This is a genomic window from Caballeronia sp. LZ001 (assembly GCF_031450875.1).
Classification (GTDB): Bacteria; Pseudomonadota; Gammaproteobacteria; order Burkholderiales; family Burkholderiaceae; genus Caballeronia.
In genome coordinates this window covers 383,332-402,420 of sequence record NZ_JARTVX010000001.1, presented here as the reverse complement: position 1 = coordinate 402,420, position 19,089 = coordinate 383,332, and the positions used below count along the sequence as shown (strand labels likewise).

Annotated in this window: 19 protein-coding genes; 12 read left to right on the top strand and 7 right to left on the bottom strand. The window is 57.8% G+C overall.

Annotation, left to right across the window (positions count from 1 at the left end; translation table 11 throughout):
• Positions 1-3: 3 nt before the first annotated feature.
• From P9292_RS01830 to P9292_RS01800, 7 genes are read left to right on the top strand one after another with little or no spacing between them, the layout of a single operon-like run.
• Positions 4-1,629, top strand: coding sequence for a type II secretory pathway protein (locus P9292_RS01830; protein ID WP_309852183.1), 1,626 nt, complete (start codon positions 4-6; stop codon positions 1,627-1,629).
• Positions 1,630-1,648: 19 nt separating this feature from the next.
• Positions 1,649-2,929, top strand: a complete 1,281-nt coding sequence (locus tag P9292_RS01825; protein WP_309852180.1) for a hypothetical protein — start codon at positions 1,649-1,651, stop codon at positions 2,927-2,929.
• Positions 2,916-3,527, top strand: a complete 612-nt coding sequence (locus P9292_RS01820) for a hypothetical protein (RefSeq protein ID WP_309852178.1) — start codon at positions 2,916-2,918, stop codon at positions 3,525-3,527. Before P9292_RS01825 ends, P9292_RS01820 begins: the two co-directional genes overlap by 14 nt.
• A 3-nt stretch (positions 3,528-3,530) precedes the next feature.
• Positions 3,531-5,891 carry an ATPase, T2SS/T4P/T4SS family gene (locus tag P9292_RS01815; RefSeq protein ID WP_309852175.1) on the top strand — a complete coding sequence of 787 codons (2,361 nt, stop codon included), beginning with the start codon at positions 3,531-3,533 and terminating at the stop codon, positions 5,889-5,891.
• A 12-nt stretch (positions 5,892-5,903) separates the two neighbouring features.
• Positions 5,904-7,022, top strand: a complete 1,119-nt coding sequence (locus P9292_RS01810) for a type II secretion system protein (protein WP_309852172.1) — start codon at positions 5,904-5,906, stop codon at positions 7,020-7,022.
• Positions 7,023-7,032: 10 nt separating this feature from the next.
• Positions 7,033-7,665: a hypothetical protein gene (locus tag P9292_RS01805; protein WP_309957853.1), complete on the top strand. Its 633-nt coding sequence runs from the start codon at positions 7,033-7,035 to the stop codon at positions 7,663-7,665.
• Positions 7,666-7,680: 15 nt separating this feature from the next.
• Positions 7,681-8,991 carry a hypothetical protein gene (locus P9292_RS01800; RefSeq protein WP_309852166.1) on the top strand — a complete coding sequence of 437 codons (1,311 nt, stop codon included), beginning with the start codon at positions 7,681-7,683 and terminating at the stop codon, positions 8,989-8,991.
• A gap of 696 nt (positions 8,992-9,687) precedes the next feature.
• Here the strand turns inward: P9292_RS01800 and P9292_RS01795 are convergent.
• The 7 genes from P9292_RS01795 to P9292_RS01770 all read right to left on the bottom strand — a co-directional run bounded on the left by P9292_RS01795 (position 9,688) and on the right by P9292_RS01770 (position 15,090).
• A complete protein-coding gene (locus tag P9292_RS01795; RefSeq protein WP_309852163.1) occupies positions 9,688-10,788 on the bottom strand; it encodes a CAP domain-containing protein in 1,101 nt (366 codons plus the stop codon).
• 216 nt (positions 10,789-11,004) lie between these two features.
• The gene (locus P9292_RS01790; protein WP_309852160.1) at positions 11,005-11,370 is read right to left on the bottom strand and encodes a hypothetical protein; all 366 of its coding nucleotides are present in this window, start codon (positions 11,368-11,370) and stop codon (positions 11,005-11,007) included.
• Positions 11,371-11,373: 3 nt separating this feature from the next.
• Entirely contained in the window at positions 11,374-11,544 is a 171-nt protein-coding gene (locus P9292_RS01785) for a hypothetical protein (RefSeq protein ID WP_309852156.1), read from the bottom strand.
• A gap of 21 nt (positions 11,545-11,565) precedes the next feature.
• Complete coding sequence (locus tag P9292_RS01780) at positions 11,566-12,837, bottom strand: FlhC family transcriptional regulator (RefSeq protein WP_309852152.1); 1,272 nt, start codon at positions 12,835-12,837, stop codon at positions 11,566-11,568.
• Positions 12,822-14,051, bottom strand: coding sequence for a hypothetical protein (locus P9292_RS01775; protein ID WP_309852150.1), 1,230 nt, complete (start codon positions 14,049-14,051; stop codon positions 12,822-12,824). Before P9292_RS01775 ends, P9292_RS01780 begins: the two co-directional genes overlap by 16 nt.
• A 734-nt stretch (positions 14,052-14,785) precedes the next feature.
• Complete coding sequence (locus P9292_RS43075; RefSeq protein ID WP_404989481.1) at positions 14,786-14,842, bottom strand: nuclease-related domain-containing protein; 57 nt, start codon at positions 14,840-14,842, stop codon at positions 14,786-14,788.
• Positions 14,824-15,090 carry a hypothetical protein gene (locus P9292_RS01770; protein ID WP_309852148.1) on the bottom strand — a complete coding sequence of 89 codons (267 nt, stop codon included), beginning with the start codon at positions 15,088-15,090 and terminating at the stop codon, positions 14,824-14,826. The genes P9292_RS43075 and P9292_RS01770 overlap by 19 nt, the downstream gene beginning before the upstream one ends.
• Before the next feature lie 371 nt (positions 15,091-15,461).
• Here P9292_RS01770 and P9292_RS01765 point away from each other — a divergent pair, with 371 nt between their 5' ends.
• The 5 genes from P9292_RS01765 to P9292_RS01745 all read left to right on the top strand — a co-directional run bounded on the left by P9292_RS01765 (position 15,462) and on the right by P9292_RS01745 (position 19,007).
• Positions 15,462-15,755, top strand: coding sequence for a hypothetical protein (locus P9292_RS01765; RefSeq protein WP_309852146.1), 294 nt, complete (start codon positions 15,462-15,464; stop codon positions 15,753-15,755).
• Positions 15,756-15,863: 108 nt separating this feature from the next.
• Positions 15,864-16,298 (top strand): hypothetical protein, encoded by a 435-nt coding sequence (locus P9292_RS01760; RefSeq protein WP_309852143.1) that lies wholly within the window; start codon positions 15,864-15,866, stop codon positions 16,296-16,298.
• 10 nt (positions 16,299-16,308) lie between these two features.
• Positions 16,309-17,097, top strand: a complete 789-nt coding sequence (locus P9292_RS01755; RefSeq protein ID WP_309852140.1) for a hypothetical protein — start codon at positions 16,309-16,311, stop codon at positions 17,095-17,097.
• 11 nt (positions 17,098-17,108) lie between these two features.
• Positions 17,109-17,663 carry a single-stranded DNA-binding protein gene (ssb, locus tag P9292_RS01750; protein WP_309957851.1) on the top strand — a complete coding sequence of 185 codons (555 nt, stop codon included), beginning with the start codon at positions 17,109-17,111 and terminating at the stop codon, positions 17,661-17,663.
• Between the two features lie 261 nt (positions 17,664-17,924).
• Complete coding sequence (locus tag P9292_RS01745) at positions 17,925-19,007, top strand: primase-helicase zinc-binding domain-containing protein (protein WP_309957849.1); 1,083 nt, start codon at positions 17,925-17,927, stop codon at positions 19,005-19,007.
• Positions 19,008-19,089 lie beyond the last annotated feature (82 nt).

Here is a 19,089-nt window from a genome sequence, read left to right as displayed (position 1 = left end):
GTCATGCGCCTCATAAAAATTAAATCTGCTGTCGCCATGCTCGTGGCCGTATCGCTGACGGGCTGCGCGGTATCGCAATTCGACGTCAATCATGCTTATGATGCGGCGAACGCCGACGCCAGTCGCGCGATGGCGAATGTGCCCGAGTCGATGGCCCTCGTTGAAGATGTGCCGACCGCCTTTCTCGGGGACCGTCTTGTGCCCGTCGCGTACGAAGCGACGCTTCCCGCAATCTTCCGCGAGAAGAGCGTGACGTTTCCGGGCAATCTGCCGGTGTCGAAAATCGCGACGTTGGTGTCGAGCGCAACTGGCTATCCGGTGCATCTGAGCCCAGATGTTTTCATTCCGCGCGACGCGCTGATTCCGAAGACCAACGGAGGTGGGGTGTCGGTGCCCATGCAGTCGGCGGCGCTGGCGAAAACCAATGTCGAGCCAGTCTACGCGCAGCCGTGCAGTTGCAAGGTGGGCGAGTATCTGCGGGGCGTGACAGAGAACCTCGGACTCGACTGGACCTTCGACGGCACAACCATCTCGATCAGCCGCTTCGTCACCAAGACGTTCACGATCGCTGCTATCCCGGGCAAGGTGTCGATAAAGTCGACCTTGTCGAAGGGGACAGATACTTCAACCGGCAATCAGTCGTCGGGTGGCACGATGGGCGGCACATCCGGTAACACCGGCTCGTTCTCGTCGATCACGTCGTCGGGTCGCGACGGCACGTTCGATCAGATTGCTATCATCCAGTCGGAACTGGAAAAGTTGAAATCGCCGCTCGGCGAAGTCGTCGTGAACCCGCAAAGCCGCCTGGTTATGGTGCGGGACACGAAGGAAGCAGTCGATCGGATGGGGGCGTTGCTCGCGCGCGAGAACGCGATCTCTACGCGCCAGGTCGCGCTGCGGGTGCGCACGCTTCAGGTCGATATGAGCAATGGCACGCAGGCCGGCGTGTCGGCGGACTTCGTCTTCAATCGGATCTCGGACGGCCTGAAGCGGTATGCGGTCGCCTTTGCGTCGCCCACGTCGCTCGCGACGGCCGCCGGCGGCACGGTTGGCCTTTCGGTGCTCAAGCCTGGCTCGCCGCTCGAAGGCACCAACGCCATCATCAGCGGCCTGAACAGTTTCGGCAAGACGGTGCAGGACAACACTCAAACGAAGCTGACGTTGAACGGTTTGCCCGTGTCGATCGGATCCTTCGAAACGAAGGGTTATCTTGCTTCCACTTCGCCGAGTGTCGGCTCGCTGACGGGTGGCACATCGGGCGTCCCCGGCCTGCAACCGGGCTCCGTGACGGTTGGTGACTTCGTCAATATTCTGCCGTCGGTCAACGACCACAATCAGATCATTCTTTCATACTGGAGCGACAGCTCGAAGCTCAACGGTCCGTTCACGACCATCAGTACGGGATCCGGCGACACGCTGCAGCAGATTCAGTTGCCCGACATTCTCGGCAGCAAGGATGACCAGACGATTGCGCTGTCCGATGGCCAGACCGTCGTGCTCTATGGGGCGCTGACCAATCACTACGACGGCACCAGCAACAACGGCATCGGCGGCCTCTCGGGCGCATGGAACAAGGGACGCACATTCCAGGTGATCATGCTGACGGCGACCGTCGTCCCGTCGATCTGAGCGCGAGGTAAGCACATCCATGCACTTCGAATCGATACCGGGAGAGAAGGGCGCCAAGCTCGTGTTTGGGCTCGAGTGGCGCGCTTACTCTGCCAAAGGCGCAAGCGCTGAACGTCGGCGTTATGCTCAAGACCTAGGCGCCACGCACTACACCGAGATCAAGGCCAAAGACGAGACCATCGCGGGCTTTTGCGAACTCGACGCCTCCCAGCGCAAGGGTGGGAAGCTCTACTCCGCCGCCGCACGCATCGCCACGCTCGATCGAGTGCGTCGCCGGCCGGCAGTGCTGGTGTTGATTCAGAATGACGAACGCGTGCATCTTGTACTCGTTCTGCGCGGCGCGGTTTCGGTCGACGAGGAAGTGGCGCTCAATGCGCTTGCTGACCGGCGCGAAGAGATCGAGGACCAATGCGCCAAGGCGGGCCTCACGCTCGCGACGCTGGGCCACGGCGCGCTGCTGCACGCGCTCGACGAGAGTTTCGAGCTTCGTGAATTGCTAGTCGCACGCAAGGTCGGACTGATTAAGAAGGTCCCGGTCGCCATCCCTACTGCCGTTCCGTTGCTGGTGATTCTGGCAGCCGTGTTCTTTGGCGGCAAGCAACTGATCGACGTTCTGAATCCGCCGCCACCACCGCCGGCACCCCCGCCGACATTTATGCAGGAATACCAAGCGGCAGTGATGCGCACGCTTGGCGCTCCCGCGCCGCTGGCCAACATGCTCGCTCCGCGACTGCTCGCGAGTTTCGGCACACAGGAAAGCAATGTAGCCGGTTGGCAGTTCGAGAAGGCTTCCTGTTCGATCGCCGGACCCTGCGTCGTGACATACAAGCGTCAGGGCGGGACGTTCAAGGAATTTGATACACGCGCGCCCGAAACGCTGCGTCCGATCGTCTTCAATCCCGATGGGTGGCACCTCACCACGCGCGGTCCGGAAGTCACTGTAGCTGAGCGCGTGGCGCTTGCTCAGCAGAAGACATGGCCAAACCAGCAAGCGCTTATCAAAGCGCTGCAAACCGATCCGCAAAAGCTTTCGACCAAGCCGGACACGCTCGACAGTCATGGGTATGTCGTGGATATCAAGCCTGCCGAGCGGCTGATCCCCCGACAGCCGATGGCGGGCGAGGTGCAAGGTCCGCTCGTGCAGCGGGGCACGTGGCAAATCGATGGATACAAGTGGCAGAGCGCGCTGCTCGCGCGCCTGCCCGACAACATGGCGCTGGATACCCTCGACGTGGAGTTGAAGGAAGACGGCACCGGGGTGCATTTCACTGCGAAGGGTAAATATTATGTTCTCAACTAAGCGGCTGACCACAACGAGCTGGCCGCGCCGAGCGGTGTGCTTCGGCGCGTTGGTTCTTGTCACCGGCCTGTCCCAGGCGCAGGAAAGCCACCTCTCGCTTGACGATATCGACAAGCTCGCGCGCCAGAAGCTTGTAGATTCAATGCGCAAGACCGACGGGGCAGGATCCGGTGGCGTGGGCTTAGGCTCCCCCCTCGGTGCGGCCGCACAAGCCCCGGTGACGGTGCCGGCACCGGTGCCGGTGAAGGTTGAACACAAGCCCGCACTCGCGCCCAAACGCGTGATCCCGGTCTCCTTCGTTGGAGCCTATTCCGATATGTCGGGCGCATACGTGTTGTACGACTATCAGGGCACAACCTATACCGCGCGTCAGGGTTCCCGGCTGCTCAACGGTTGGACCGTTGCGTCGGTGAACGGCTTTGAAGTGAGCCTCGCCGACGGCAAGCGCAAATGGACTGAAAACATCTCGGCGCCGGTTGATACGCCGGTGGCACTTGCTGATAGCCCGTCGGTTCGAGCAATCACCGATCTTGGCTCCCCCCTTCCTCCCGGTGGCCTTGCGTCGGCCGCTCCGTCCTTCGTTCCTTTCGCGAAATAAATCATGGGTCTTTTTGGACAAGAAGAGCAGAACATCCCAGAAGCGCGCGGTGGATTTCTGAAACGTTTCCGGACTCCGCGCTCGAGCTTCGTTGAACCGAGCGCCGGCGCGGAGCCCGAGTTGAAGCGCTCCGCTCGCCGTCGCGCACAGACCGAATCTGATGATCGAAAGGAAGCGCGAGACGATATCGCTGCACCCCGCGCGACCAATCCTCAGGTTTCGTTTCTTGGGCGCGCGTTGTCCGGCGGCGACATCGAGGACGTCGAGAGCACTGAGGTCGAAAATGATGGTGTGGCCAACTCGATCATTGAGCCAATGACAGGCGCCCAAGCTCATTATCGCACCGTAGTCGGAGATGCGGAACATGGACTGGCGGGATTGGCGACGGACGAGCTAAATAGTGAACCTGCATATCGTCCCTTCGTGCCGCCGACATTCGCTCGTCCGAGCTTCGCTAGCATGACGGCCGGCATGGCGGCTATCGAAAGTCGCGGAGTGAGCAGATCGACGCCGGTCATTGACGAAGCGGCGGCCTCACCCAAGCCAGAGACGCCGACCGAAGAGGAGTCTGACCTTTTCCAGCAGTCCGCTGATCGCACAGAGTCACAGCCGCCCGAGGTAGTGACGCCTCAGCAGCGCACTGGGCGAATCGCCATTCCTGAAGACGACGTGACCGATGACGAGGATGCATTGAACGCCCCGATGCCGGGACGTCCCGAACTGGTATCAGTTGAGTCTCTACCCGAATTCAAGCGCATCCTGACTGTGGCTGACGACGATGCTGCATTGCGCATTCCAGCCAGCGCACGCAAGCAATTTGTCGCCGTGGAATTGCAGCCAGGCGTCGCAGTTACGGTTGCAAGCTCGCGCTTCGCAGAAAAAGCGCAGTACGCCACGTTCATTAAGGATCTCGGCGCGAACGACATTCTCGTGCGCGAGGAGATGATCGCAACCGAGGCGGTGATCGCGGCGATTTATGCAGGCAAGTCCGCATCGTCGGCCAACTCGGTAGTCCGTGAGGCTAGCCGCGCGATCGGCAATTTCCGTGACATCGTCGAAGCGGCTCATTCCTTCGGTGCCAGCGACATTCACTTTGAGCCGCGCGAATTTCACAACGAGGTCGAGGTGCGCTTCCGGGTGAACGGCGACATGTACACGTTCAGTCGCATGCCCAAGGGCATCGTGCGTCGTGCCTTGTTCGCCGCATACAGTGATCTCGTCCAGCGCAATACGAACTCGGGCAACAGCTTTCAGCCCAGTGCGCCCCAGTCCGCGATGATTCCGCTTGTCGTCAAGACGGATACGGTCAATCTACGTTGGCAATCATCGCCGCTCGTTGGCGGGTACGATGTCACACTGCGTTTGCTCGACGGCAACTTCAAGAACTACAACGTCCTGCTGCCCAAGGATATGGGGCTGGAAAAGAGCCAGCTCGACTTGATCGACACGCTGAACTATGTGAGCGGTGGCATCACGGCACTGACCGGCGAAACGGGTTCGGGCAAGACCACGACGCTGCGCGCGCTATCCTACATGTTGCCGGATCGCGAGTTGAAGAAGCAGTTTGCGGTGAATGAGCCGTCCGAGTATCCGATGCCGTGGCTGTCGGACTATTCGATCATCCGTCGTCCGGATGAGACTGACGACGAAGCCAACCGCAAGTATGCCGAGGTCATCCGAACGCTCATGCGGCAGGATCCCGACGATCTGACCATCGGCGAAGTTCGTGACCGCGTCGTGATGGGCCTCGTCGCCGAACTTGCGTTGACCGGTCACCCGGTGCGCTTCTCTTTGCACGCGGGGGACATCATTGCGGCGGTGATGCGGATGGCGGGCGGTCGCCTGCAACTGCCGATCGACGAGCTTGCGTCAGAAGGCTTCATCAATGCGGTGGGCAATCAGAAGCTGATCCCCACGCTCTGCGAGCACTGCAAGCTGCCGGCTGAAGATGTGATGCCGAAAGCCGACCTCGAAATTCTGCGCTCGAAGTTTGGCCTGGACACGTCGAGCATGGCATGCCGCAACTACGACGGTTGTGAGCACTGCCGTCTGAAAGGGCTCTTTACGCGCCTCGGCAAAGTCGCTGGCGGCACGAAACGTCCCTCGCTTGCGGCCGAACTTTATCGTCCGACACCTGAGTTTCTTGAGCGCGTGGCCAAGCGAGACTGGGCAGGCGCGCGCCAAGTATGGCGGGGCGAACGTCGTACAGGGTTCGATAACGCCGACATGACCGGAAAGACGCTCTATGAACATGCTCTTTTCAAGGCTTCGCGCGGTTTGATTGACCCACAATTCATCAATCGCTCGATGCAGTCGTTCGCGCAATACCGCGTGATGCCCGGCGTCGATGGCTTAATGGTCTAACTCGGGTCGCCCATGTTCAACAGCTTCGTCAAAACGCTGCCGGTCCGGCAGCAGCTCGCGATTGCGCGCGTTCGATTTCAGAAGGTCCGCGAGGACTTCTATCGGGAGACGCGTCTGGATATCGCAGCCAAGGGGTTGCGCAATACCGAGACGCTGTTCGACCGGCTCGAGACCTACGAAAAGCGCGGTCGCAGCCGTGGCCGCGTCGAATGGCAGGTCTTCGCGCGTATCCGTGAGACGATGCAGCGGGGTGAAAGCTTCGCGATCGCAATCAAGCCATTTATTCCGGGCGATGAATACGCGTTGCTCGATATCGCGGACGAGTCTTCGCGCGAGGACGCCGTGGTGCGCGGCTTCGAGCTCGCGGAAATGGCGGCCAAGGCCAAGCGCGTCTTGTCGGCGACGACGTCGGTGCAGATGGCCTATCCGGCATTGCTGCTGGTCTATATGTACGCATTCTGCATGCTTTTCGGCGGAGTGATTTTCCCGCAAGTGCTCGATGTGCGGCCGCTGGAGCAATGGCCCGATTTCGGGCAGTTGCTCTATCACGTCGACACCTTCTGCTTCGAGTACTGGTGGCTCACGCTAACGGTTCTGATCGGCCTTGTGCTTGCGTATTTTGCAAGCCTGAAACGATGGGCTGGACCGCTTCGCGATCGCTTTGATCGCATGCCCCTCCTGTGGCGTAATCGGCGGGATCTTCGCGCTGCTTTGCTGATCGTCTCGTTGGCTGGCTTGTTCGATTCCAATCTTACGCTGCGCGCGTCGCTCGAGCGGTTGATGAAGACGGCTGATCCGTGGTTGCGTTGGCACCTGTCGACCATGAACCGACGCCTGACCGCGCGTGCTGATGACCCCATGCGCGCGCTCGACACCGGCATCTTCTCGATCACGATCGTCGACACGGTTACGGACGCTGCAGGCCGCGACCAGTTTGAGGCAGCAATCAAAAGTCTCGGGCGCGAGTCACTGGATCGCGTCGTTGAAGCGGTCAAGCGCAATGCAAGACTGACTCACTACATTCTGCTTGGCTTTGCGGCCGCGCTTTTCCTGACGCTTGGCATCGGATCCTATGTGGTCACCGGGGCCGTCAATCTCACCTCCAGTAATTCCGCAGTCTCCAGCTACTAAGGATCATCAAATGACCAACGAAAACAAACAGAGCATCGAAAATAAACAAGCCACCCACGCCGATGAAGCGAAAGCGCGTCGTGCCCGTATGCTCAAGCACGCGCGGGCGACAAGGCAATCGGGCGAGCTCTCGATGATCGAAGCGGGCGCGGTGATGGCAGGCGCCGCGTTGCTGGCGCTTGCTGTCTACGCCGGCGGCAAATACGTGCTCGATCTCATTCGCTCGTCGCAGTTCAAGAGCGAAGCGCAGATGTTCCATACCGGCGTCTTGAACGCGACACAGAACGATGCAGATTTTTCGTCCGAGACGCTCAGTGTCCTCGCGCAGAATCATGCGTTTGATTCGGCGGGTTCGCGGGTCGCTTCGGACAAGTCTGCGGTGAAGGGTATGTTCAACGGCACCGTCACGGCAGCGGTGAACACGCTCGTGACCTCGAACGACTCGTTGGTGCTGACCTATCCAGTCACCTCGACCGTGTGTTCGTTAAGTGCTGCCGCGCTGATCACGGTGTACACGCAAGTGACCGTGAACGGCACGACGATTTTCTCGCCGACCGTCACCTTCAATCCGCAAACGGTCGCGACGGCCTGTGCCTCCAACGGCTCGATGGCGTCAATGGGACTGTGGACCACTCGTACCTGATCGCGGACCGCCGACATGGGAAGCATTCTTGAGATGTTGATCGTCCTGGTCGGCGCTGCGTTGCTGACGGTACAAGGGATCAAGGAAGACATCGCTGCCAAACGCCAAAACATGCTGCAGATCGAAGGGCAGAACATTGCGTCGATCAATTCGGCGTTGGGCAGCTACATCACGAACAATTTTGCGACGCTGATTCCGGCCAGCTTCTCACAGAGCACATCGACGTCGATCGCGGCTCCGACGCTTGCGCAGTTGAGCGTGCAAGCAAATAACAAAGTTTCGTTCAAGAGCTCGTCATTTTGGGGCGGTACGTATCAGATAGCGATGTCGGTCGTGCCAGCTAGCTGCTCCACAGCAGCAGGAAACTGTCACATCGCCACGCAGATCTATCCGAGCACGCCGCTCATGAAGAGCGGTACGCCCGACATAGCAGGTGCGGGCATTATCACGGCCGCTGGCGGCTCACAGTTCGGCTACTCGACGAATCGGGCGCCAGGCACGATTACCGGCAACCAAGGCCAATGGACCTTGCCGAACCCGGCAGGCAACCGCGCCGGGATGGTTCTTGCCATTAATGGCTTTGGTTCGGATGGTAATTCGTCATACTACCGCCGAGATGGCGCGCTGCCATTGACCGGCACGATGAACGCCAACAATCAGGACATGCAAAACGTCGGCAATGTGACACTCGGCGGAGGCAAAGTCTTGAAGCTGCAGGCGGGCAATAGCGTGCAAATCGACAATGGAGCGATGTACTACGGCGACAGCGTGAACGCCGCCGTCCGTACCAAGGGCGCGCTTTATGTCCAGAACTACCAAGGAACGGGATCGGCGCCGATCAATGTCGGAGACGTCAATTCGAGCGGCACGTTGAACGGCAACGCTTTGACAGTAAATACAGCGACCGCAAACGTCGCGAACATAAACGCTGGTGCGGCCAACTGTGGCTGGAACGGCGTCACGATCCGCAACAACCTCATGTACGTCTGTAATAAGTGGGGCAACTGGGTCGGTGTTAGCTCTTTAGTGAGTAATCAGTCTGCCGATGCTCAATACACAGGGTACTACAACGGTTGGGGCATCAATCCGCCGGCGTGCGGTGCAGGCGGAAGTGCCTGGTACCGGATCATCCCCCAAAGCGTCACCACCGATTACTCGAATCACAATCCACCGATCGCTGGCGCGCGCTTCGGGATGGGCTGGAACGGAAGTCAGTGGGTCTTGCAAATCTACGACGTTCTTGCCGATGGAGCGAACACGCTGGTCGCCGATCAACTCGGCCTTCAGGCGCAGGTGGACGTGGGCTGCAATTACAGCAATCAATAATGATGAAAATAAAGAGAACGACGGGACTGGCGCTTTTGCTTGTCTCAATAATGAGCGCAACGTTGGCGATACCGCACGTGGCGACGGCGCAATGGGTCCAAATCCCTCTCGGCGTGCCACGAGCACCAGGATGTGACCCCGGCTATTCTTGGCAGAAAATCGGCGTGCGCTATCAATGTGTAACTCCACAGCCAAGTTGTGCTTATGGATTCGCGTCTGGGCCGGCATGGAACGGGAATTCGTGGTTCTATGCATGCAACGCTCCGCCGACGCCGCCGGCTCCTCCAACTCCCCCACAACCGCCTACGCAGCAAGACCCAACTCGGCAGGCGTTGGCAAACTGCGCAGCCTACGCTGCACAGTACCAAGTTACTTTAGGTCCATTAACACGAACGTTCCAACGGAGCAGTTCCAGCGGAACGTACACTCAACGCTATTACGACACATCGACCGGACCTACGTGGACGAAAGCCGATGGTTTTACTCAAAGCAATAGTTATGAGGTGTATTGTGCCACCATGGATGCTACTGGCGACTGGGCGCCGTTAGGCGGTGCTGGTCCCCACGCAATCTTTCGAAACGAAGATTCATGCCAAGGTTGCGGTGGGGGCTCATAATTTCATCTGGCGACAAATACGCAAACGCCCCGATGAGTTGCGTCGGGGCGTTTGTGCGTCGCTCAGCAAAAAGAGCTAATTAGCTTGCTGCTGTTGTGAATGACCAAGATGCGGAAATCGCGACTCCGTTGCGTGCGCCTTTGAATGTAACCGTATAACCAGTGCTGGCCTTTAAGGGCCCGAGGGGAAGCAACACAGCTGTACCACTCGGCAAACCATTGTTCACGTCAGCTGTCGCGATCGACGCGGATCCTGCGACTGCGGCAGACGGTACTAAGATACGAGCGGACACCGTTGTCCCCGATGCATCTGCCAAGGTAAGCTGACTAACCGTCAGAGTGTCGACCCCTTCTACGGCATTCACGCGGATAAGGACTGGTCGGCCAGGAGAGGGCAGATCAGGCGCTGGATTCGGTGCCTCGGAACGCATAGCCAAAGCAACACCGGCTTCGTTCGAGTACGGCGAGTGAACAATCGCCGTTGTAGCGATCTGCTGACCACCGATCGAGGTGTAAGTATTTGGCCCCGGATAAGCGGGCACGCCGCTCGACGTTCCAAAGTCACTGCTACATACATAGTTCTGGTACGCGCTTGTTCCTGCGTTATAGCCGAGCCCAATCGTCTCTTGAGTATATGTCAGAGAGACTAGATGATAAACCGAGGCTAACGCCTGTCCAATGCAGTCTGCTGCTGCTAATGAATTTGATGATCCGGTGCCCGATGCTAGATTTTCGCTGATGTATTCGGTCGAGGGGGCTCCGGCCTTACGCGCGCGCGCCAGTGGCGTGTCGGCATAATAATTTGCATTGCTGGAAAGTTCATCGTGCGAAAGTGAGGTAATAACCCCAGTGCTGAGGTTGCTGAACAAATAGAGGGCCTGAGCCTGCGCCGACGTGTCCAACGCCTGGTCCTGGCTCAGCATTCCAACCCCCATCGCATTGCGATATGCGTTGATTTGGTTAAACGCAGCGAGCTGAAATGAATCGGCAGCGTAGGTAGGCGTTGCCACAGACGTGCGAGGAGCAACGCCGGACGTCGGCTGACTTGCAGTCGGCGAGCTTGCTCCAGCTGCAGGCGACGCAGCGCTATTGCTACCGCCGCCGCCACCGCCGCATGCAGCGACCAAAAGCGATGCAGCGATCGCTGTCATCGAAAGTTTCAAGTTGCTCTTCATCGTCATTTGTTTGTTTCTCGTCTAGTTGTTGCAGTCGCCCCGCGATCTGCTTAGTTTCATCTTATCGAGCGATATTCGAAGTCAAGTTGCCTCCAAAAGAGGGCTTCGAAATCGCTTCCTCGTTAAAAAGTTGCCGTTGGCCAATAGGCGGCGCACGAATTGTAATGCCCGGTAAGGGGTGAAATCGGACCGTTGTGGTCCCGCAACCGTTTGCCGTCGTAGTTACGTGCGGACCCGATAATTCTTCACTTGACGAGCAATGAAGATAACGCCAAGCACGGCGGCAACGGCAACTGGTTGTTTCGCGCCGGCAGTTGATACGAGTGCGGTGCCACCCCATAGGAGAATTAAAAATGGTGCGAGAGCTGCGAACCATTTACTTCGCAGCACCGGTGCGAACGGCCGCCTTCCTTTACCGTACCTCTGCGAGAAACGAACGTTGCTGCTCTCGAGATCGAATCCGTCGGGCGACGGTGCGGTCGCTCGGTCGCTCCGGTAGTGCTTTTCATACTGCTTGAATCGTCCGTCACCGCGGCCGCGTAGCCATGCGCCGACGCTGTCCGAGAAGAGATAGGCGAAGTCCTGCATAGCTCAGTGCGTCACGTCGGAGTGAAACGCGATCGCCCCGATCACATCGGGAATCCACCGGCCGTCAGCCTCGCCGTAGTACGCGCCTGTTTGAAGGTCGAGCCAGCCAAACTGTGCCCGACCGTCTTGTGAGAAGACGATGAGCCCGGCTTCGACGGAAAATTCATGCGGCATTTGCTTACCTCCGATTTCGGTTTAGGACTTTGCCTTCTTCCTCTTTTTCGAGGCAAGACGTGATTTAACGGAATAGCTACAGCCCGGGCAGACGAAGTCTTTGGCGAGCTCGATCTTGCCCTGTTCGTTAGCAAGAACGTAGTCGGTCTTGCATGTGCGGCACGGAGCCATCGACAGCCTAGAGTCCATCGCCATTGCACCGGTCAAGTGGTTCACACGATCTGCGGTGATCATCAGGTCGTCGCCAAACAACTTAGCTGCAATGTCATTGGTTGCAATCAACGCTTCGGGGATATTCGCGTCGTTCCTGAGCGCGCACCGGTACAGCCAAACCACAAAAGTCGCTTGGACGCGGTTGATCGCACTTTGTACGTACCACGTGAGCGACTTCGTCCTACAGCCGACCGGCGAGCTAACTCCGTGGATCTGCTTGTAGATGGTGCGTGCGGTGGTGCGGTTAAGGTTAAAGAAGTCAACTGCGGTCGACGCGCGGCAACCCTGCGACATGAGGACTCGCGCAAATCCGTCGCGTTCTGCCCGTTCGAGCCGAAGGTTCGACCATGAGGCTTTATACGGCAACGTGGATGCTTGGATCTGTGCCGTGCTCATGAGATAGTGCGCCACCGATTCGTTGGAAAGCCACCCGGTGCAGTATTCTGTCCAGAACAACGAATCCACAAATCGCCATCTAAATAGCAGAAACTTGATCTGACCGATAGCTGATTCAAGCTGGCGCATTGGCCGCTTCATAAGATATTCGGCGAGTTCGAACGTAATGCCGAGTAGCGGGGCTGCAAGGATGTTCATATGCAGGACGTCTTTGAGCAGCGTGACGTACATGCAGTTGTAATGGAAGATATCGCGGCCGATCATGCCCTCGACGGCGGGCATCTTGGACGCAAGGTGTTCGACCGTCGGCGAGTACATGACGCCATCAACGAAAGTCTCCCAATCGCGGGGATTCGGCAGTGTAGGCAGCAGTGCCAGAAACGGCATGTTCATCAACGTCGCTTTCGGTGCAGCGTACTTGTTGAACGTATCCATATTTTCAAGGGAGACCGCGAATACCGTCTCGGCGCCCTCGTAGCGAGTGAGCACTTTGTGCATCACTTCAGTGAGGGTGTAGTTCGCGCGCTGAATCTTCTCGGCGAGGTAAGCGTGGAGGGTAAGACCGGTCTCGATCGCGTTAATTGTGGTAATGGCCATTGTGTTATTTATTTTTAGGTTTCTATCGTGGCGCGGATGACGCGCCATCGTTGCTTGTCGTTGTGCTGCTTTTATCGAGAAAGCCACGTATCGATTTCAACAAGCGACTTGCGCAACATTCCAGAGAGCGCTTCGACCAACTGGCGATGCTCCGCCGTATCGCTGGATGCTTGAATGGCCAGTTGGGCCGACGACAGCTTTCCAGCGAAGGTCTCGTAAGCCGACGTTGCTGCGCTCAATGCGTTTTGCACCTTCTCGGCGGCATCAATAGCCGTTTTCGCGTCATTTCGCCGTTGCTTAAGCGACTCTAGTTCCTGCCGGGCGATGTGAAGCGCTTGTTCCGTGCTGGCAAGCTCCGCTGTCTTTGCGTTCACGGCCTGGGAGATTGTCGTGAATCCTTCCGGGGGTTTAACGATCTCCTTTATTTGGACTTCAGGCTTTTGTGTCTCGAGAGCGCGACTAAGCCGTGCAATTTCCTTGTCCTTGTCGGCGATATCCTTTTCCATGCTGCTCAAACCTGCGGTGCGGCTGTTGAAGAGTTCGTCCAGCCTCGCTAGCTCTTCTTGCTTGGCGGTCAAAGCCCGCGCGTTTGCTGACAGTGCCTCTGTGAGGTGAGCGACATCCTTTCCTGCGAGGAACAGCTCATTTTTGCTGTCCTCTAACAATGATGCGACGTTCTCTAGTTGGCGTTCGCTGTCGGCAAGAGCTTCATCTCGTTGTTTGAGCTCTGTCAATAGTTTCTTCACGTCTCCGCGCGTCATTTCGCGGCTGTCCTTCTGCAACATGATTTCGTTGATGTGCGCGTCGGAAACATGCTTGGCTACCAGCATATTCAACTCGCCGACGTTGAAAACGCGGATTGCTTCGGTGTTGTCGCCAAAGCGCTCATAGCAACGAATGTAGCTTTTCGCCGCCGATTCCCTGATCTTCAGCGCTTTCTCGAAAAAATCGAAGGCCAGGCAAGCAGCCCTATTGCGTATCTCACGAGTGTCTCCCGCTTTCGCAACCATGTTGTTGCGAATGAGATGTCTCGAATGGAACAACTGATTGCCGAGCGCGATCATTTCAGCTGCGATCCGCTCTCTCGATTCCGCGACAGCCATCATGGCATCGGTCAACCGACCGATCAGTTCCTCTTCCTGACCGAAAAGCTCTCTCGCAGCTTTATCGATAGAGGATCGAGTGACGTGCCTGCGATCATCGGTAGGTGCGACGAATTCGTCGGACGTGTCGTCGTCGACCCGAATGGGGAGGTGATTAAACTTAGTTGGGGTGTTCTTGGATGTCTCGCCGTTCAGCATTTCTTCTCTCCAGATTTGCGACAGCACCACCCGGTGCTGTTTTCCGCGCCGCAAGGGTCTCTCGAAGGCCTCGCGGTACTACAAAACAGTTCAGCCTCTGTTCTATCTAACCGTGCAAGGACAGAAAAAACAGCCGCGTTTTTCATCAGTAACAAAGGGTAACATTTGTCATTGATTCCACATTTGGAAAAGAGGCGTATTTTTACCCCTCTTTCATTGTCTGGCGGTGCATAGCGCCGTATTTATCACGTACTCAGCAAACGTTTATCGGAAAGTTTCGGTAACACTTTAGTTCGTTCATGGGAGAAAATACCTATAAAGAAGCTTGCATTATCCGAGAACTTTCGATCTAAAGGTGTTTATTACAAACGGCTAACGCGTTCCTTATGTTTCAAGTGGGCACCTGTCCTGTCATCGGCAAACATCAAAACCGCCGTTTTTGCGTGCTCGACGCTCACTTGCTTATCGGAGGTGAACAGATCTCGTTTCATCCGCAGCTATTGCGGGAGATCATCGAGTGTGAGGAGGTCAGCTGAAAGTTTCGAATCGAGCACCGCGTCCTGTGAGGAAAATAATCCCGCACCAAAGACCGGCCACATCGACGGTAGTTGCGCTTGCAGGAAGCGGATCTTGCTTCGGTTCTGTTCGATTGGAGAGCGGCGTTCGTCTGTTTGGCCATTCGGACTGGTCCGGGTTAGCTTTCCGTCATCGGCCGCCGGTGCAATGTGCCCCGATCAATTTTTGGTTTCGAAAATGAAAACGCCGAAGGGTGTTACGGCAAGGTGGTCGATTTCCGCGGTAGGGAAGTCGGTCCAGGCGCGTGGTCAATGATGAGCGCGCCTTCGTGCAGATAGAAGTCATTCCCGCAAAGCCAATAAAGCGTCTTCCGAAGCCTTGCCTGTGCGGCGGCTTCTCCCGCCGCACCGATGGCTTCAGCGCCGCGGTTCAGAAAGCGGGGGGCGGGGCGTTTGATACTCGCCTTCGTGAGATGTCGGTACGCGTAGTAGCCGCCGACCACGACCATGATTTCGAAAAGCATTGCGTTACCTGGTTGGTTTGTCTGTGACCAGCTTGACACGCTCTAATCGTTGTCAAGGCGCGCAATGCAGTGCAAAACGTGCATCTCTCGAATAGACGCCATGTTTTTGGGAGCTTTCGCGTACATCGGTTTGCAAGACCAGCGTAAATTGGCCTTCATCCCCGCGTCTTCGACGCATCGACTGAAGCCACGCGAGATTTCGCGTCTGCTCCATTTCATCTTTTCCGCATAGAGTTGCTTCCGCCACGCCTTCTCGAGCCGTGACGAAAGCGTCTCTCCGCGCGCCGTTTTTCCCTGCTCACCCGAGCATCGAAACTTCCAGCGTTGTACTGGCTGGACATCCCCTAGTGCGTCTTTTTCTGGAGAGAAAAATGCCGAAGCAGTTGGTTTCCAAGGCGATCAAATCGCCCGCTTGGTTGGTCGCTGTGTGCTTTGCATTGTGGCTTGCTGCGCACTCGTTCTTCGCGTTTATGTTCGTCTCTTTCGTTGTCTTTTCGTGGATCAAGAGATCGATGAAGGCGGCGTTGAAAGAAGAGAAGATCGACGACGCGAAAGCTCCTGCACATGCTGTTGTCGCCCCTGCTGAAGCCAACGTCACGCCCATCAAACGGCAGTACGCTAAATCCGCAGTGGTCGTTCCACTTAAGACAGGCACCGACGACTAGTCGCCATGCCTGAATGTCAAGACCGCCCGAAAGGGTGGTCTTGATCCATCACCCCAACGGGAAACCATCCCGTTGCGGGCATGGGTTCTCGTTCATTCGGAGATTCCCATGCAAACCGAAGTAGCCGCATGGCAATTGGACATGTTCGACGCTTCAGCAGCGCCGATGACTCGTGTTCAAGCCAAGCCCGATCCGCTGCCCGATCCGCACCTGTGGAGCGCGGTGGTCAAAGACAAAATGGTCGACGCGTTGGTCCGTCTCGCGATGGATAGCAGGCGCGGAGACAACATGCCTGAGTCGCTGATGGATTGCGCTGCGTTGTTCAGCGAACGACTCAAAAACAAGAAGAAAATGGAATTCGAGGACTACCGGGCTACGCTTGGCTGGGTCATGGAGTTCTGGAATGGCGCTCTGCCTTATCGGTTCGTGTGCCAAGTCAATGGCGTTGATCCCGAGATCCTGCAGGATGTCATCCTGAGCAATCCTTTGCTCAAACGCGACATGGAAGAGGTGCGTCGCGAGTGCGTCGGCACACTGCTCTAGGAGGCCATTCATGAGCGCATCAACCTTTGGTCGACTGCTCGGAACGTTCTTCGGGGCATCTGTTCAGATACAGCCTCGCACCGTCCAAACATCCGAGCATTCGTCCCCAATCGAAGTGGGAATGGGCAGCGCCAAGGAACGGCATATTGCCATCGCAGGGCAGCCCACGCTCTTTCGGGACGAAGGCGGTGTCGTTGTGCAGTTCCGTCCGGCGTTCGGCTATGAGTTGAAACCGACAGCCGTCGGCCTGAAGCTTATACCGGCGCTCGCCCCGCACTGGGAAGTGCTGCGAGAGCACAAGGGCACGTTGACTGACGCGATTGCGGCGGCTGTCAAGGACGCTCACTCGCCAGAGGCATCTCCCGCGCACTCAGTCAATGCGGAAAAAGTGCGCTTCGTTCCACTCGGCGACGCGCAACGTCAGCACGACGTCGTGGACGCCGTCGTGCTGACGCCGCCTGCAACTACTGATTCATCCCCTCGACGGACTGAGCGCGCGCGGTATGGCGTTTTAAAGGAGTGGGGCGAAAAGGAGTTTCCCGATGGCAAGCGCCCGGGCAAAACCTACGAGTCGTTCTGCATCACCCTTGCGCACCGTGGCGGACTCGACGTGCTGCAGGGCGAGGGCCTTCGCGATGCTATCGCCGAAGCCAACTGCAAAGTCGGCGATCGAATCGAGGTCAGACGCCTTGGCAAAACCAAGGTCCCGGCTGTAGATAAACGTGGAAGACCGAAGCTTGATGCCAGCGGCGCGCAAGTGCTGTGGGATAAGTGGCTTTGGTCGATCAAAAAATCTTAAGGAGCCTTTACATGGCATCAGTAAACAAGGTCATTCTCGTGGGCAACCTCGGGGCCGATCCGGAAACCCGGTATCTCCCAAGTGGCGATGCCGTCGCCAATATTCGATTGGCCACGACGGACCGCTACAAAGACAAGGCCTCCGGTGAAATGAAGGAATTGACCGAGTGGCACCGCGTTTCATTCTTCGGTCGCCTGGCGGAGATCGTCAACGAGTACCTGAAGAAGGGCTCGTCGGTGTACGTCGAAGGCAGGATCCGCACGCGCAAGTGGACAGACCAAGCGGGTCAGGAGTGTTATTCGACTGAGATCGTTGCCGACCAGATGCAGATGTTGGGTGGCCGATCTGGAGGAGAGCAACGTTCCTCAGGCTCGGACGACTTCGAATCGTCACGCCCGCAGCGTCAAGCTCGACAAGAGAGTGCTCGCCCGCCGGCACCAAGTCCGTCACCTGGCAACGCGAAGTCGTCTTCGTCTTCGTTTGGCGGCGGCGGTGGGTTCGACTCGATGGACGACGATATTCCCTTCGACAAGCTGCACCCGCGACAGGCATGGGCCGCAATCTGATCCTGTAAGCGCTCACCTTTTCTCCCGCATCACCTCACCTTCGCAGTTCCGTCCGGCCCATTTGGGCTGGCGGAACCCGAAGCGTCCGCATTCTCCGCATCTGCCGCCGCGCCTCGCGCATCGATCTCTTCTGCACAACGCCTTTGCTGAAAAAAGCCGTCCGCCCGCGCGCCGGGAAACACGGACCGCTTTTTTGAGCACGGTTTTACCGCCTGTCTCAGGCATCGACCATAACCACCCCAAACGACTGGAGTGCCAACCATGAATGTAAAGAGCCTCAAGCTCACACCGGAACAGTGGGTTACGTTGCTCCAGAAGTACGGAGTGCCGGAACGCTCACTAACGGGAAAGAGTGGATCGTGTCCGATCTGTGGCGGTAACGATCGCTTCACTTACGACAATAAGCGCGGCCGCGGCGATTGGGTGTGCCGCAAATGCAATAACGGTGACCCCAAAGCCGGAGATGGCTACGAGCTCATCTGCAAGGTGACAGGGATGAGCTTTCCCGAGTTGATGGTTGAGCTCAAGGGCGGCACGATCGCAGAGGCCCGGCATTGTCAGCCGCAACCAGCAGCGCCAGCGCCTGGGCGAAAGGTCGATCCCGAATGGGCGCGAACGCGGCTTGATTCGATGTGGGATCGTGCGACGCGTATCGGGCCAGATGGATTGGTGTCGCGCTATTTGCGCGCACGTGTTCCGGGGCTGACGGCGTCGCCGTCACCCGCGCTGCGGCAGGCGATGCTCGATTATCGGCACGAGAAAAAGGTAATCGGGCAGTGGCCGGGCATCATCGCGCGTTTTACGTTGCCTGACGGACGCCTTGGCACACTGCATCGCACGTTCCTCGATCGCTCGAATGCCGCGAAGGCGACCATTGTCACTAACGATGGCGAGATCTTGCCCTCGAAGTTGAACGACGTAACGCTTCATAAGCTCAACGGCGGCGCAGTCCGGCTGATGGATCCCGTTGACGGGGAGATTGGCGTAGCCGAAGGCCTCGAGACGGCGTACGCCGCGCATATGCAGTTCGATGTGCCGGTCTGGTACTGCCTGAACCGCATTCTGCTCGCCGACTTCATGGTGCCGGATGGCCTCGGCATCCGCGTCGTTCACATCTCTGCCGATTTCGACGCGGTCGATCCACGCACGGGCAAGTCGCCGGGTGTGGACGCGGCGCTGAAGCTGGCCAAGCGGCTGCGTGCCGAAGGGTACACGGCTATGGTTCATCGTCCGAAGAAGCGGGAGACCGACTTTGCGGATGAGTGGCTGGCCGGTCACGGTCCGCAGAGTGCTGCATCCACTGTGCCTGTGGGCCGTTCCGAGCCGCAAGCCTTGCTTGTTTGATTGTCCGCGGCGAGTGCGCCGCTAACAGTAACTTTTGCCCGGTGGGGATTCGTCCCCATCGGGGCCGCAATCCGCCCGAGCT